Below are 15,067 nucleotides of genomic sequence, written 5' to 3' on the forward strand. Positions count from 1 at the left end.
GTCAACTGTGAAGACTAAGCCGTGCAGAATCAGGATATTCAATGATGGGAATTTCAGGTTGAAATTTTCCCATATTGGCGAGATATAACAGTAAGTTAGAGCGGTTTTTTGGTGGGTATCCAATAAAAAGGGGAGATACTCACTGGAGTAACTCCCCTTCTTTTGCACACTGGATTGAAAATTATTTTGTGAGCATCTTTTCAATTACGGCTTTCACCGCATCATCCAGCTCTGCCTGCCAGGCCGCAGGAAGACGCGAAAACTCATACGTCACAAGACGCTTTTCGGCGTCCGTTTTTTTCCGCGCAAACTGCTTTTTATCGCTGAATTCCGCTATTTTTTCGGTCACGACTTTTTTCGCATCACGCGCTGACTTAGGTTCAGCACTGGCTGCACGAAAGTAACCAATAATCTTTGCCTTAACAGCCGGATCATCGAGCTCAGTGAGCGCATCATGCGCAATACGTTCGCGCACGCCCTCTGCCAGTTCTTGGACACTGATTTGCCTGCTCGCCGCTTTTTCTGCAATATCCAGTAAGGTCTTATAGTCGTTAATAGAGAGCTCGCCGGCGGAGGGAAAGACCGCAATCATTTCATCGGGTACCGACGCCGCCTGAAAAGCACGCGTGACTTTTGCCGGCGACAGCCCTTCCGCAGCAGCAATGTCAGACTGATTCATATGCTCCGGGTACATCAGCTTAAGGCGATTACCCAGTTCACGCAGTGTGTGCTCTTTTGCCGTCTGAATGTCGATGGCCAGCTGCCGGGCGTCTGAAAGCGACAGCTCATCTTTCGTCACTAACACTTCAAATGGCATACCGCTGTAAAGGCACGCGGCCCTGCGGCGTGAACCGTCCAGGACTTCAATATGCCCGTCTACCTCACGGCCAATAGCCGGAAAGAACTGCTGCAGTTTAATGGTGCGTGAAATATCGCTGACGGATTCTTCAGTTAAAAAGGCCTGATCGCGGCCGTTAATCGTGGCATCCACGTAAGTCTGCGTTTCGATGTCATCATGCAGAATCTTGCTAAGCGTAAACCGTGCGGTGGCACCGGATTTAAGGGTAAAAGTACGGGCACTTTCCGTTTCGCTCAGCATTTTGCTGAAGCTGGAGTTACCCAGGGTGCGTCCCATTTTCTTCAGTTCTTTCATTATTGCATCCCTCTGACGAACTCAATCCGTTTAAACACGGCCTGTGTAAAGCGTTCGGCTTCACGTTTGGCATTTTTAAGCGCTTCTGAACTGCCCGGATATGACTGTGGATCGGCACTGACGATGGTGTCGAACGTTTCCCCGCAGCGCTCAAACCCATCCAGTCGGGGCAGCGTGGCGTCCAGGATGTAAGACGTAAACACGTCCCGGGCCAGCCCGTGAGTCATCTCATGATCACGTTTGGACGTCATCTTGGACATGAAGCCGATATTTCCTTTTATACGCGGTGTAATCCCCTCCTCTTCCAGTTGCTCCAGCATATCGGGTAAGCGGGTGAGATATTTCAGGGTTGAGTGGAAGTCCACCTGCGCGGGCGGTGTTGGCGTGAGAAGCAGATCGCTTGCCGCAATGGCATTAAGCATGAATGCGTCAAGATGAGGCCCGGTGTCGACAAAGATGAAATCATAGTCGCTTCCCACCCTGTCGATAATGTTTCGGCGCAGAACTTCAGAAGGCAGTACGCCGGGCAGGTGTTCCTGAACCAGGCGATCCCACTGGCTGGCCACAAACCCATCATCAATGGAAGCCGGAATAATATCCACACCCGGAATGATGGTTGGCTTGATGATTTGTTCTCTGAGCTGTTGCGCATCAAGATCATTCAGCATGGCCTGAGCGGCGGTTTCGACAATCGACCCGATGCTGTTTGCCTGATTCAGGAACATGGTGCTGGATGCCTGCGGATCTAGGTCGATAACCAGATTGCGCAAATCATACTGCAGTAAGTCAGGGTGAACGCGTAATCCATGAGCAAGCGTCACGGTACTGACCGTTTTGGACACCCCACCCTTGAGATTGACGACGAAGATCACAAACGGGCCTTCGCCCTTATGGATGTCGCGGTATTTTGGCACCTTCCGGTGAGCGTAGATATCTACAACGTCCTGAACAGTCAGCGCGTAATGTTTCGCATTACCGGCATCCTTTTTGCCAAATACATGCCCTTTGGATTCCATTTCTTCAATGGCCTGCTCAACAGCACGGCGGCTGAGCTTAGGCAGGTTGGCCACGGCATTACGTGTGAACGTCTGATAGAACTGATCGAGACCGAATTCCTGGCGCTTATCGATAATGTCATCACTCATACTGCGCAACATAGCATTCGCTCTGCGCGCAGTTTCATCCACTCCACCGTAGTTACTTTTCATCATCCGCTCCACTGACAATTAATTTCGCCAGTGTACATTTATGAATGCTTTGTGCAACATTTTTCTGTATTCAATAAAAAGTTGTACAGAGCAGGTGGTATGAACTTGTCGCCTCTTGTTCTGCTTTTACGGGGGATCAGCTAAAAGGCAGCGGGTGAAATGCCGCAAGCCCCTGCCCTTTCCCTGTTTTGCATCTCACATATCTGGGTCTGAAAGCAGAATGAAATTCCCATGCGAATTTCAATTTTAACTAATTGATTTAAAATATTTTTATGGATTTATTTCAATGTGAAATTCCCATGTGGTTTACTGCTCACTCACGGTTTGAACAGAATTTTAACCTGATTGTCAGGTGGATGGACACACGCAGTTATAAGGCCACGATGAGTAAGCATTACGGGCAGTGAAAAGTAGCCGGGCGCTGATTCACTGCCAACAGATACTGCATTCAGCCCCAGACTTGTTGAATCCATAGAAGAAGTGGAAAGCTGATCAGGTCATGGCTCAGCACGCTGGCCTGTTTAACCGCTGCGACGATAACGTGCAGGTGTGTCCTACTCATGAACATAGCAACGGATACTGACCAGACACGAAGTTTCGCAAAGGCGACCGCCCCGGCATTATGGCCGCTGACTGTATTGCAACACATGTAATCGGATTGACTGTCAGCTCTTCACGCAGTCAGGGAGAGAATGCCTGCTGTCAGGCTGCAGATGAACGTATGGGCACACCACCTTTTGAATTCACCTGTTCGCTTGCCAAATTCATCGCTGAAAGCTGGGCATTGCCCTGCCCTCTTTTATACAGACTAAAGGGAAGAAATTCCGAACGTAAAATACCGACTCAGCATTCCCCGCAAGGATGCTGGTCAGTGTCCTGGACGTTCAGGCACCGTGAAAGCTTTGCCGCGGAGAGTTGAAAAAAGTAGCGGGGAATGGTTTAGTAAACGTTAATAATCATTCACTATTACTGCATAAGGCCCATTATTTTGTCGCTACAGTCTGCAGAGTGGTTTAGCCGCAATGGCGTGGAATGCTCCCGCGTCAGTGCCTGTAATGCTGGCTTTCCAAAACATCTTCATGATGAGTACGTCATTAGCGCCAACCTAACAGGTGTGGAGGAAATCTGGCTGGCAGGTAAAACCACGTACGTTAAGAGTGGGCAGGTGACTTTATATAATCCGGGGACCATTCAGGCGTCGCGTTTTGACAGTCAGTCCGTTGATTTTATCAGCGTGCACATGCCCCAGAGCGTCATGAAACTGCTGGCTGATGAGGACAGTATACGCAGCGACAGCCATGCGCCCGTTCTGCGCGAAGGCATTATTGAAAACAGACGACTGTTTAATGCGCTGTACCGGTTTGCGGCTTCCGCGCGCGAAGGTGAAGGGGCAAATGAAGAGCAGGAGCTGATGTTGCTGTGCGGCGAACTGCTGGAGACCCCGGCATTTCTGCAGGGCAATGACGAACAGAGGCTCAACATTGTGATTGAATACCTGAGAGAAAATCTCAGCGTTAAACCCCAGCTGGATAGGCTTGCGCAGATGGCGGGGCTGAGTAAATATCATCTTGTGCGCTTCTTTACCCGGCATACGGGTATGCCGCCCCTGCAGTACCATATGCAGCTTCGCCTGCATCACGCTCGAGACTTACTTCGCAGAAACGTTTATCCGCTTGATGCGGCAATAATGCTGGGTTTTTACGATCAGAGTCATTTCATTAATGCCTTTCGAAAAGTGATGGGGACGACGCCCCATCATTATGCTTCGCAGGTCTGCTCAGGCCACCATAAATTCCCGGTATCCTGATACAATGACATAGAGCGCAAAATAGCTGAAGATAAGGGCCGAGGCGATGTAGGAATATTTAAGCAGCCGCTGACCCAGCATCCTGCCGCCGAAGCTCCCGACAAGGCAAAGCACGCATGTCCAGAACATACCCGCTATAAAGAACCCGCTCAGAAACCACGATGTACCAGTCAGGCTATGATGACCCATCCGCGAAATCAGCGCACCGCCCACGGTGGCAAACCACAAGATGGCTGTGGGCGAGGACATGGCTAGTACAACACCCCGTCCGAACTCCCGCAGGAGTGGGCGAGCCTGATGAGATTCGCTGACATTAAGTTCTGCTGCTTTTCGGTATGCGGCCACCAGCATTTTACCGGCAAACCATAACAGCAGGGCTCCACCGCCTATCCACAGCACCCAGCGGACCACTTCATACTGAAGCAGCACTGCCATGCCTGCCAGCGCCAGTAATGCATAGGCCAGGTCACCGACGCAGGTGCCCATACCCAGCCAGAACCCATGGAAATACCCGCGCTGCATGGCAAGGGTGATCATGGCGATATTGGCAATGCCGATATCGAGACACAGCGATAAACTCAGTAAAAAGCCGTTTGAGAATTCGATCATAATAGAAAACCTTTTATCTTCTGGTCGTATTCAATCATGTCGACCGTTTTGCCAAGCCGGTTGAGCAGCATTGCAGCTTCTTCACGCTGATGATGCGGTGAATAACGTTGCAGGAACTCCCCGGCTTTTCCGGTATCACCTTGAAGAACGGAGAATGTCATTGCACTGGCCAGCGCGGTTAAAGCCGGTTTAACCGCGGCGAGATCCACTTCATAGTGGGTTCCATTCCAGTACAGGCACTGATGTTCCGTCAGCCATTTAAGCTGAATATACGCCGCCCCGGCATCGGGATAGTCGCAAGGACCACGACGCAGATACCGAAGCATCTCTAGAAGAAACACCCTCAGCTGATGCGTTTCATCCAGCTGCAGTGCCTGACGGGTATCCTCTGTGAGGCACATCAGCAGACCAAACACGTCAGCCAGCGCCTCCTGGATGACCATGGATCCCCATCGGTCCAGCTTGCTCAGGCTGCCGAACCTCATTTTTTCAATGACAATGGAATGGCCCAAATCGTGACCTCTGAACCACGCAATCAGGTGACGGGCACAGATGCTGCTTTCCGGAATAACGTTTTGTTGCCAGCCTAGCAGAGAGGCCTGGGTTCGGGCGAAGCGTTCGAACAGGTTAAGATACGTATTTGCAAACACGATGGTGCATTTTTGAGGCGCGTACTTGACGCCTTCGTCTTCAGGGAAGAAATAAGCAAAGTGTTTGGGATAGCTGTTGGCTTCGCCGGCAATCGCAAACAGATCAACGATTTTGTAACGGCAGCCGGGCAGGGCAATCAGCCGTGCATCAATATGGCGCTGCAGCCAGGTCAGGTTATCTGAAAAAAGGTCATCCACCACATCAGAAACTTCCTGCAGGGCGCGATTAGGTAATCCAAACCATGCGGAGTAATGCTGTGCTCTGGATTTACCCACCCATGTCGACATATAGCCAATACCCTGCACCAGTTCCTGTTCATCAAGACCGGCTATCTGCGGGAGCAGTTCGCCTGCGGTACGGGGATCTGAAAGCACATCAGCGCGCAGTTGCAATGCTTTTCGGGTGTCCGGGTCGGCAAATTCCCGGGCGAGCTTAAAACAGATAATGCTGAGCTTTTCTTCGACGGACTGAAGTAAAGTGGTACCGGTTCGCGTGGCAACCGGATGAATATGATTTGCTGCATTGGCAAGCCGGGTAGCCTGATGAATAAGGTCCAGCACAGCCGGAGAAAGTGAGTCTGGCAGCGGAATATCCATCATATGGATGTGATATGAATCAGCTGCAGGCCAGAATGGTGTCGTAAACATGAAATTCCCTTCCATAATGATTAACGAGATACTCACTTAACCAGTCCGCATGTTTTCGGTATTGGAAAGAATTGCGCTGTAGCCTCAGTTCACGTTAACGGGCAGGCATACAGCTACTGACAGCGTCTTGTTACTGTCTAAAACCGGCTTTAGCAAACCTCACAGTAAAGTCAGATATCGTTTGTCTGGCGCCGTGCGCATTGTCAGAGAGGAGAAGGGGAGAAATATGGCAGACCTGGCATTACTTCAGCAGAACGGTATTTTAGTCATCACGGTTCCGGATGATGTGGCTGTCCGGGCCGGCTGGATGCCTGGCATCCGGCTTAACGTCACCGTTGAGGGTGAGACAGTGTCACTGACACCGGCTTCACGCCTGCCCCACGGCCGTAAAACGCAGGCGCATCTGCTGTCCGTTATCGATCTGAATGAGATCAGCTACCTCAACGAAGAAAGTCACGACGGACTTAATGACGCGCCGCAGGGTAAAGAATTAATCTGAGGGTCTGCGTTCATGACAGACCCGCTGTTTAGCAGGCCGGGGCCTGCCGCTTACCCTGAGCGTATTCAGTCTGGCTGATGTCGGGCATATTGCATTTATACAGCCTGCCACCTGCGCAGATATGAAAACCTGGCGATAAAGGATGTTGGTATAGCAGACAGAGCGCAGTATTGAAAAAATAGACTGTGATATATATGCTGTATAGACTGTAATATATAAAGGTGGGCGTGTGTGGATCGTTGAAACCACGGATTTATTCGCGGAATGGCTCAGAGAGCAGGACAGGGCGATGCAGCTGGATGTGCTTGCCGCACTGAACCTCCTGAAGCAGGAAGGCCCGCATCTTGGCCGGCCGCATGTGGATACGCTTTACGGCTCAAAAATCCCGAACATGAAAGAACTGAGGGTGCAGAGCAACGGGCGGCCCGTAAGAGGGTTCTTTGTGTTTGACCCCATGCGTAAAGCGATTGTCCTGTGTGCGGGTAATAAAGAAGGCGCAGATGAAAAGCGCTTCTACAAGACCATGATCAAAACAGCGGAAAATGAGTACCACCGACATCTGGACCAACTGAAACGGAGCGGGAAATGAAAACGCTTGATGACCTGATGGCTGATCTGACACCTGATGAACTCACGCAGGTTCATGAAAAAGTCGCGGCAATGCGACTTGATTCTCAGCTGTATAAACTGCGTGAGGCGCTGTCGAAAACCCAAAAGCAGCAGGCTGAAGCCATGGGTATTGCACAGCCTTCTGTTGCGGCTATTGAAGGGCGCGGTGAAGATCTGAAAATTGCCACGCTCAAACGTTATGTTGAGGCGCTTGGCGGTCAGCTGACAATTGGCGTCAATATGCCGGGCGGTGAGCACGTCGATTTTACCCTCTGAGTGATGCTGATATCCCGGTGCGTCAGCGGAATTGCGCCTGACGCATTTTTCAGCGAGTAACGGCGAGCGATGCTCCTGTGAGTCACGCAAAACAGGGACGTTATGGCTGGCTTCAGGGCCAGTTTGAGAAAGCGTTTCCGAAACAGGTTCCCTGAGAAGAAAACAGGCGAACTCCCGTTTGCCTACCCGGCTATAATACGCGTGCAACAGGAATGTCAGACCAGCGTGTGGTCCAGGCTGGGCTGAGCATCTCCCGCTTCATGTTCCATTCGGTATTCACTCCCTGTTCTGCAAACCACACGTTTCCCAGCCCGGACTGATTAATGCCGTCCAGCACCTTCATCAGCTGCGCGCTGTTTGCCCGTGGCTTATCCTCATCAAACAGGTTCAGCTGACTGACGCCGTTCGGTGTGACGTCATCGAGTATAATGCCAGCCTTCATAAAGCATAGCCCGTCAGGCCAGATTCGGTCGAGCGATCATATCGTCCCCCGATCAAGTCCCGCGTATCCTGTGTGACCACCTTTGTCGTGATGCGCTCCTCAAATGACCGGCCGCAGACGATCTGCTATTTCGCCGGCGAAAACTCCTCGAGGTGAATGCACGATTCACCGTTGAGCTCGCGAACGGTGCGTTCGATCACTACGCTGAGGTTTTTTCGGATGAGGGCAGGGTGCGCGCGCCAGCAGTAGGGCGTTTTAAATGCCCATCAGGTTGAGCCTCTTGCCGGTGCGCCGGCCGGCCGGTCATTACCGGTGAAACGGCTGACACGGACAGCATTTATCTTCCTGATTTCAGTTAGCGTACACTGTTATCAGCATTTGGTGAGGAAAATGCCGCCTCTGGCGGCGTCAGTCAGCTCAGTCTCCTCCGCTGCAACCGGCCTTGAGCCCGTCAGAGACATCTGGTACATCCCGGCACTCCAAGATGATATCAAGCATCTGCAGGATATGGCCCACCGGCTTGTCTTCGAGGTCGCTGAGGCGATGGGCTGTGCGGACAACGTGCGGAAAGATAAACACTCTCAGTCAGCAGGCTTTGCCGCCTCCGAAACCAGTAGTGAATTTGTCCTCTTTCTGGCGGGTCTGTTCAGCTCCCTCCCAACAGACAATTCTATATGTTTATGTTCTGCCTAAATTTCTTCGGTACTCAGTCTCCGGAAACCGTCAAAAGCGTTCTGCAAATGCTGCGGAGCGGTAATACGCTGTGGCCTGGTGAAGATGAGTTCTAAGGCAGTCTTTGCTGGAACATCTGCGTGCCGGATGCCACAGGTATTGGGTGCTGAAGGAGATCGACAGGGTTACAGACGGTGAGGTTTTCAGTTAACACGGCCCTGCCTGTTTGTTAGACAGCCTTAAGCCGCTGCCTGACAAACAGGCAGGCTACAGGTGCGGGCGGCATAGAGCCGGCGATTATTTTGACTCATTCGAGCTGAGCCTTTTCAAGGCTATTTTATTGACAACACAAACGTGTTTTTGTATTTAAATAGTTGCCTGGTGTGATCTGTATACCCGTCCAATCATTCCTCTCACGCCGGGACAAAAGCCTTATCCGTACGGATAAGGCTTTTGTTATTTTTACGGTAGCTCCATTTACCCTGCATCTATACACATCACTGAAACGGCTCTGAATTTTATACAGAAGCCGTGTTTCTCTTCTGCGACCATTAGGCGTGATATTGACCGCCATACCCAGACTTCGCTCTCTGCGGTGGGCAATGGCCTCGCATTTGGCATCTTCCGTAATCTGATCCATCACTGTCAGCCAGCGGCGTGCAGCGCGTCGCCTTAAGCCCCGTCATTCCAGTGGTTCTGCTGCAGTGTTTTTCGGTTCCATATGCCTCCATTGGCGTAACTCCTGCATCAACAGTGCAACCGATTCTTTTATAGAAGTAATCACGGTTCCTTATTTAACCCAGCGTGCATTCTCAGAAAATGGAGTTCCGTGTGTTAACAGGAGCCTATTGATGTGTATCCGTCGCTTTTTAATGCAATAAGCTGGTGCCCGTCTCGCCGTAGTGCATGCGTTTCTTCCAGAGGTCCATCTATTCATCGTGCCATCGTGCGAGGGGGTTGCGCAGAAATATTTTGCAGTGAGCTGCATCATATTAATATGTTATTACATACCAGTTTACCTGTCATTGTCGAATACTTATATGTTGACAACAGTGCTGGTTCTCGAAGCCGAGCACCTGACACTTACCTTGAATGGCAAAACGATTGTCCACGCTCTCTCTTTTTCGTTGCTACGTGGCGAGCGCGTTTGCTTATTGGGCGCATCTGGCTGCTGTAAATCCTTAACCGTGCGCGCCATCACCGGTACGTTACCGGCCCAAACCCGTATTGATGGTGCGGTTCACGTCACTACCCGCATTGGCTCGTCCACTAGTTAAGCATGCAATGCTGCGCGTGCCGGGTATTGCGTTGTCTTTATCAGCGTTGGGATTTTTGGGCCTGGCGCAGCACCGCCGTCACCGGAATGAGGCCGTTTGCTGGCGGAGGGGTTACCCTATACTGAACGCGCTTGGTGGGTAGTGTTCGCGCCGATCAGTGCGCTAATTTTTAGCTTATGCTTTCCTGTATCAGTCCGCGCGGGCTGTCCTCAGACAGGTTGAAATTGCAGCCGATATAGGCCATCCGGTGCTAATAGCTGCTCCAAAATGGGTTAGTGCAGTACGAAGCATCCATATCATAATACGTCGCGGGCCCGGTCAGGCTGGCGGCTTCGTGAACGTGATCAATCAGCATGTTTATTATGTGAGCGCCCCTGTCTGCTCTGACGAACGAGTCGGCCAGTTGAGTAGGGCGGATGCGCAGAGTATTCATGGTGGACTAAGGCGTTGAGTGTCCCGTTCACTGCATCAGTTCGTACAGCGGCATGCCATGCGGTACGCTGGTCAGCGCGGTCACTGCTGAGGCACGCCCCCGGCTGCTGGTTGTCATTCCGCCGCTTGTGCAGAACATAATTACATACGACTCTCAAAGGTGATTTACTCTCTTTCCGGAGAGCATGTTAACCCCCTGTATTAATTTCCAACCGCTGGGGTAGCTCACTTTTGCATCGTTGGTGACAGCAAAGACAGATGGGTTGATAACAAATAGTCTCGGAGAGAAAAGAGGTGATGAGAAAACGGCATGGCTTTTGCTTGACTCACTTTTTCGCATCAAAGGGTGAGGGAGCAATGGATGACGCACTGAGTTGGTTACAGGCCTCAAGGCAAAGCGATATTGCCAGCCTGCAACGCCTACGCCAGACCGGCAAACTCATTACCACCGTCAGCGAGCTGGTGCATCAGCTTCAGCGCGAGCGGGGGGCGAGCAATCTGTGGATATGTTCAGAAGGCAGGTTTTACGGCGAGCAGCGGCTCGCCAGTGAGCAGGATGTGACGCGCTGCCAACGGGATTTTTGCCAGGCCTTACCCAGGGTTGAAGCCCAGCCGGGATACAGCCGCTTCTGCAACCTGATCGCCGCCGCGCTGCAGGCCCTGGCCGGATTACCGGCGTTGCGCCAGCAGATTACGCAACAGCAGATCGCGCACGCGCAGGCCGTTGCGGCGTTCAGTACCATTATCCGTAGCTTACTGAACCTGGTCTTTGAGGCCGCCGACACCGCCAGCCATCCTGACATTACCCGCGCGCTCATTGCGCTGTTCAGCTTTATGCAGGGCAAAGAGCTGACGGGACAGGAACGCGCCCTGGGAGCGGCCGGCTTTGCTGCCGGACAATTCAGCGCGGAGCAGCGCAGCGCCATGGTGGCCTTAATTGAAGCAGAGGAACAAAGCTTTTCGACCTTCCAGCAGTTTGCCGATGAGGCGGTTTTACACCACTGGCAGCCGCTGGCGCAGGCCAGTCGTGAAATTGAACGACTGCGACGCATTGCCTGTACCGACGGTCGGCGGGACGACAGTGGCGCGCTGCACTGGTTTTCGCTGCTGTCACAGCGCATCGACCAAATGAAATTGCTGGAGGATCGGCTGTCAGCCACGCTGATGTTGCGCTGCCGTGAGGCGATCGCACTGGCACAGCATCAGGCAGCTGAACCTCTGCATGTGGCGCAGTCAGGCTGCGATTTTACTTTATATGTCTCCGGTGTGGACTGGCTGCCCACCGAGTCCGGTGCGCTGAACAGCGACGGGCTGGCACCCCAGCTAGGTCGTTCACTGCTGTCGTTGATCACGGAGCAGTCTCAGCGTTTACAGCATCAGGCCAATGAGCTGGCCACCCTGCGCGCCACGCTGGAAGAGCGGAAACTGCTCGACCAGGCCAAAACCTGGCTGATGCAGCAGCATGGGCTGAGTGAAGAGCACGCTTGGCAACGGCTGCGTAAAAGCGCGATGGATCAGAATAAACGGCTACCGGAAATCGCCCAGGCGATCGTCACAGTGGCAGCCACAATGAAGAGATAACTCTAAAGCGTTAGCTGCACAATGCTTGTGCGTGGTCTGCGTCACAAACGTGCAAAATCGGTTAAGAAAGCAGCCCGGCGAAAGCCCTGATCGCCACGCGCAGGGCCGTTTCAAAGCTGGCATGCAGTTTGCTTTACCCTATTAAGTGTATGCATTTGCTTTGCCAACGGCGGTAAAGCGAGTGCTTTTGGATAAAGGCGTCCATCTCCCTGTGAAAGCAGTGGAGAGGACGCCTTTTTTTATTTCCTGAGGGTGGCAAAAAATGAGCAAATCGCCAGTTTCACTGTCTCGACGTCAACTGCTGTTATCCAGCGCCGCCGCTGGCGGGCTGTGGCTGTTGCCGGGATTGCGCAACGCCGTATGGGCGGCGGGTTCCGATGCGCCAGAAAAAGCCACCGTGCGGGTGGGATTTATTCCACTGACCGACTGTGCGCCGGTCGTCATGGCCTCGGTGAAAGGCTTCGACAAAAAATATGGTCTGATGCTACAGCCCAGTAAAGAAGCCAGTTGGGCAGCCGTCCGCGACAAACTGATCTCCGGTGAGCTCGATGCGGCACACGTCCTGTACAGCATGATCTATGGCCTGCAACTGGGCGTTGCCGGCCCTCAGCATGCGATGGCGAACCTGATGACGCTCAATAACAATGGCCAGGCAATCTCCCTGTCGAGCCAGCTTAAAGCGCAAAAGGTCACCGATGCCGCCAGCCTGAAAAAGACCATCGACAGCAAGGCCAAAGGCAGTCTCACCTTTGCGCATACCTTTCCGACCAGTACCCACGCGATGTGGCTCTACTACTGGCTGGCGAATGCCGGCATCAATCCATTTGATGACGTGCGCACTGTCGTCGTACCGCCGCCGCAGATGGTGATGAATATGAAGATTGGCAATATGAGCGGCTTCTGCGTGGGCGAGCCGTGGAATCAGCGCGCCATCAGTGATGATATTGGTTTTACCGTCGCTACCAGTCAGCAGATTTGGCCCGATCACCCCGAAAAAATTCTTGGCACCCGCGCCGCGTGGGTGAAAGAGAATCCCAATACGGCGCGCGCGCTGACGGCGGCTGTCCTGGAGGCGGCACGCTGGATCGATGCCTCCGATGATAACCGCCGCGAAACGGCGCAGGTGCTGGCCGGACGCGCCTGGATCAACACCAAACCTGAGATTCTGCAGGGTCGCATGCTCGGCCAGTACGAAAACGGGCTGGGACAGAAATGGCAGGACCCGCATGCGATGCGCTTCTTCCATGACGGCAGCGTCAGTTTCCCGTATCTGTCCGATGGCATGTGGTTCCTCACCCAGCTGAAGCGCTGGGGAATGCTGACCGAGGATCCGGACTATCTGGGCGTCGCAAAGCAGATCAACCGAATTGATATCTACAAACAGGCAGCGAGCGCCGTCGGCAACATCACGTTGCCCGGCAGTGAGATGCGCAGCAGCACCCTGATCGACGGCAAGGTGTGGGATGGCACGAATCCTGCCGTTTACGCCGCCAGCTTTGCCATTAACCACAAAGAGAGGTCGTGATGAAAAGCCAGACTCGCTCCCTGACGCAGCCTGAGACGCTGCCCACCCGGGCCACGGTGGTGCCCCTTCAGGTCACGCCAAAAAAGATGCGCTCGCCTGCGCGCCTGCGTCCGATTTTGCAGCGTGCCATTCCCGCGCTGTGCGGTGTGATGCTTCTGCTTCTGATCTGGCAGATCGCGGCCCTTTCCAGCAAAGGCTTTCCCGGCCCGTACGCCACCTGGGAAGCGGCGAAAATCCTGTTCGCCGATCCGTTATATAACAACGGCCCCAACGATCAGGGCATCGGCTGGAATGTGCTGGCCTCGCTGCAGCGCGTCGCTATCGGCTTTGGTCTGGCCGCGCTGGTAGGGATTCCCGCAGGCTTTCTGCTGGGGCGTTTTGCCTTTGTGGCACGCATGTTCAATCCGGTTATCGCGCTACTGCGTCCGGTCAGCCCGCTAGCCTGGCTGCCTATCGGCCTGCTGCTGTTCCAGCGCGCCGAACCGGCCTCCAGCTGGACCATTTTTATCTGTTCTATCTGGCCGATGATTATTAATACCGCAGAAGGTGTACAGCGCATTCCACAGGATTACCTCAATGTGGCGCGCGTGCTGCAACTGTCGGAATGGACCATCCTGCGCCGCATCCTGTTTCCCGCCGTTCTGCCTGCGGTGCTGACCGGGGTCCGCCTGTCGATTGGTATCGCCTGGCTGGTGATCGTGGCTGCCGAAATGCTGACGGGAGGCCTGGGGATCGGCTTCTGGATCTGGAACGAATGGAACAACCTCAATGTTGAAAACATCCTGATTGCCATTTTGCTGATTGGCGTCGTCGGCCTGCTACTGGAGCAGGGACTGATGCTGCTGGCGCGTCGCTTTAGCTGGGATAAATAAGGGGAACACTATGCAACCTATCATTCGTGTACAGCAGGTCAGCCAGCGTTTTACCACTTCCGGCGGCGATTTTCTGGCGCTCGATAATGTCAGCTTTGATATTCATCAGGGGGAAACCCTGAGCCTGATCGGCCACTCCGGCTGTGGTAAATCCACGCTGCTCAACCTGATAGCCGGTTTAACCCGACCTACCAGCGGCGTCCTGTTATGCGATAACCGCGAAGTCACCGGCCCCGGCCCTGAGCGCGCCGTTGTGTTTCAAAACCACTCGCTGTTGCCCTGGCTGACGGCGTATCAGAACGTTGAGCTGGCGGTGGAGCAGGTGTTTAAAGGCAAGATGAACAAGGCGGAAATGCGTGACTGGATCGAGCACAACCTGAACCAAGTGCAAATGAGTCATGCCATGCATAAACGCCCCAGCGAGATCTCCGGCGGCATGAAGCAGCGTGTCGGTATCGCCCGCGCGCTGGCAATGAAACCTCGCGTGCTGCTGCTCGACGAACCCTTCGGTGCGCTGGATGCCTTAACGCGCGCGCATCTGCAGGACAGCGTCATGCGCATCCAGCAGGCGCTGAACACCACCATCGTCCTGATTACCCATGATGTGGATGAAGCCGTGTTGCTGTCCGATCGGGTGCTGATGATGACCAACGGTCCGGCGGCGCAGGTGGGCGATATCCTGACGATCGACCTGGTCCGGCCGCGTTCACGCGTGGCGCTGGCGGATGACGTGCGTTATCACCAGCTGCGCCAGAAAGTGCTGCATTTTCTCTACGAAAAACAGACTTCGGCGGCATAAGGACGACA

The 15,067-nt window shown here is 53.4% G+C and carries 12 protein-coding genes and 3 pseudogenes; 9 read left to right on the forward strand and 6 right to left on the reverse strand.

The annotated features are described in order from the left end of the window. Positions 1 to 181 precede the first annotated feature (181 nt). The gene (locus HA43_RS06150; RefSeq protein WP_065647941.1) at positions 182 to 1,156 is read right to left on the reverse strand and encodes a ParB/RepB/Spo0J family partition protein; all 975 of its coding nucleotides are present in this window, start codon (positions 1,154 to 1,156) and stop codon (positions 182 to 184) included. Beyond that, positions 1,153 to 2,361, reverse strand: coding sequence for an AAA family ATPase (locus HA43_RS06155; protein WP_065647942.1), 1,209 nt, complete (start codon positions 2,359 to 2,361; stop codon positions 1,153 to 1,155). Before HA43_RS06155 ends, HA43_RS06150 begins: the two co-directional genes overlap by 4 nt. Before the next feature lie 988 nt (positions 2,362 to 3,349). Here HA43_RS06155 and HA43_RS06160 point away from each other — a divergent pair. Beyond that, a complete protein-coding gene (locus tag HA43_RS06160) occupies positions 3,350 to 4,168 on the forward strand; it encodes a helix-turn-helix transcriptional regulator (RefSeq protein ID WP_065647943.1) in 819 nt (272 codons plus the stop codon). Here the strand turns inward: HA43_RS06160 and HA43_RS06165 are convergent. After that, positions 4,139 to 4,777 (reverse strand): LysE family translocator, encoded by a 639-nt coding sequence (locus HA43_RS06165; RefSeq protein ID WP_065647944.1) that lies wholly within the window; start codon positions 4,775 to 4,777, stop codon positions 4,139 to 4,141. The two genes, HA43_RS06160 and HA43_RS06165, sit on opposite strands and share 30 nt — an antisense overlap. Next, positions 4,774 to 6,111 (reverse strand): hypothetical protein, encoded by a 1,338-nt coding sequence (locus HA43_RS06170; RefSeq protein WP_244555210.1) that lies wholly within the window; start codon positions 6,109 to 6,111, stop codon positions 4,774 to 4,776. Before HA43_RS06170 ends, HA43_RS06165 begins: the two co-directional genes overlap by 4 nt. Positions 6,112 to 6,301: 190 nt before the next feature. Between HA43_RS06170 and HA43_RS06175 the strand changes: the two genes are divergently transcribed. The 3 genes from HA43_RS06175 (at position 6,302) to HA43_RS06185 (ending at position 7,459) form a co-directional block, all read left to right on the forward strand. Further along, complete coding sequence (locus HA43_RS06175) at positions 6,302 to 6,574, forward strand: AbrB/MazE/SpoVT family DNA-binding domain-containing protein (RefSeq protein ID WP_094111218.1); 273 nt, start codon at positions 6,302 to 6,304, stop codon at positions 6,572 to 6,574. 229 nt (positions 6,575 to 6,803) lie between these two features. Beyond that, on the forward strand, positions 6,804 to 7,163 hold the full coding sequence (locus tag HA43_RS06180; protein WP_065647947.1) for a type II toxin-antitoxin system RelE/ParE family toxin: 360 nt from the start codon (positions 6,804 to 6,806) through the stop codon (positions 7,161 to 7,163). Continuing rightward, positions 7,160 to 7,459: an XRE family transcriptional regulator gene (locus HA43_RS06185; RefSeq protein WP_065647948.1), complete on the forward strand. Its 300-nt coding sequence runs from the start codon at positions 7,160 to 7,162 to the stop codon at positions 7,457 to 7,459. The genes HA43_RS06180 and HA43_RS06185 overlap by 4 nt, the downstream gene beginning before the upstream one ends. A gap of 190 nt (positions 7,460 to 7,649) precedes the next feature. Here HA43_RS06185 and HA43_RS06190 read toward each other — a convergent pair. Both HA43_RS06190 and HA43_RS18650 read right to left on the reverse strand, forming a co-directional pair. After that, a pseudogene (locus HA43_RS06190) lies at positions 7,650 to 8,198 on the reverse strand (DUF4113 domain-containing protein); the annotation flags it as partial. Between the two features lie 712 nt (positions 8,199 to 8,910). After that, positions 8,911 to 9,240 (reverse strand): annotated as a pseudogene (locus tag HA43_RS18650) (hypothetical protein); the annotation flags it as partial. A 572-nt stretch (positions 9,241 to 9,812) separates the two neighbouring features. Here HA43_RS18650 and HA43_RS19170 point away from each other — a divergent pair. The 5 genes and pseudogenes from HA43_RS19170 to HA43_RS06225 all read left to right on the forward strand — a co-directional run. Beyond that, a pseudogene (locus tag HA43_RS19170) lies at positions 9,813 to 10,072 on the forward strand (ABC transporter permease subunit); the annotation flags it as partial. Between the two features lie 567 nt (positions 10,073 to 10,639). Further along, positions 10,640 to 11,863, forward strand: coding sequence for a nitrate regulatory protein (locus tag HA43_RS06210; RefSeq protein ID WP_065647951.1), 1,224 nt, complete (start codon positions 10,640 to 10,642; stop codon positions 11,861 to 11,863). Positions 11,864 to 12,125: 262 nt separating this feature from the next. Then, on the forward strand, positions 12,126 to 13,388 hold the full coding sequence (locus tag HA43_RS06215; RefSeq protein ID WP_065647952.1) for a CmpA/NrtA family ABC transporter substrate-binding protein: 1,263 nt from the start codon (positions 12,126 to 12,128) through the stop codon (positions 13,386 to 13,388). Further along, entirely contained in the window at positions 13,388 to 14,260 is an 873-nt protein-coding gene (ntrB, locus tag HA43_RS06220) for a nitrate ABC transporter permease (RefSeq protein WP_065647953.1), read from the forward strand. The genes HA43_RS06215 and ntrB overlap by 1 nt, the downstream gene beginning before the upstream one ends. A 10-nt stretch (positions 14,261 to 14,270) precedes the next feature. Next, entirely contained in the window at positions 14,271 to 15,059 is a 789-nt protein-coding gene (locus tag HA43_RS06225; RefSeq protein ID WP_065647954.1) for an ABC transporter ATP-binding protein, read from the forward strand. Positions 15,060 to 15,067 lie beyond the last annotated feature (8 nt).

Source organism: Pantoea eucrina, from assembly GCF_002095385.1.
GTDB lineage: Bacteria > Pseudomonadota > Gammaproteobacteria > Enterobacterales > Enterobacteriaceae > Pantoea > Pantoea eucrina.

Excerpts from the sequence above, each read along its gene's own strand:
- HA43_RS06175 (WP_094111218.1), top strand. The coding sequence starts at position 6,302 with ATGGCAGACCTGGCATTACTTCAGCAGAACGGTATTTTAGTCATCACG.
- HA43_RS06185 (WP_065647948.1), top strand. The coding sequence starts at position 7,160 with ATGAAAACGCTTGATGACCTGATGGCTGATCTGACACCTGATGAACTC.
- HA43_RS06215 (WP_065647952.1), top strand. The coding sequence starts at position 12,126 with ATGAGCAAATCGCCAGTTTCACTGTCTCGACGTCAACTGCTGTTATCC.
- HA43_RS06155 (WP_065647942.1), bottom strand. The coding sequence starts at position 2,361 with ATGAAAAGTAACTACGGTGGAGTGGATGAAACTGCGCGCAGAGCGAAT.
- HA43_RS06165 (WP_065647944.1), bottom strand. The coding sequence starts at position 4,777 with ATGATCGAATTCTCAAACGGCTTTTTACTGAGTTTATCGCTGTGTCTC.
- HA43_RS06225 (WP_065647954.1), top strand. The coding sequence starts at position 14,271 with ATGCAACCTATCATTCGTGTACAGCAGGTCAGCCAGCGTTTTACCACT.
- HA43_RS06210 (WP_065647951.1), top strand. The coding sequence starts at position 10,640 with ATGGATGACGCACTGAGTTGGTTACAGGCCTCAAGGCAAAGCGATATT.
- ntrB (WP_065647953.1), top strand. The coding sequence starts at position 13,388 with ATGAAAAGCCAGACTCGCTCCCTGACGCAGCCTGAGACGCTGCCCACC.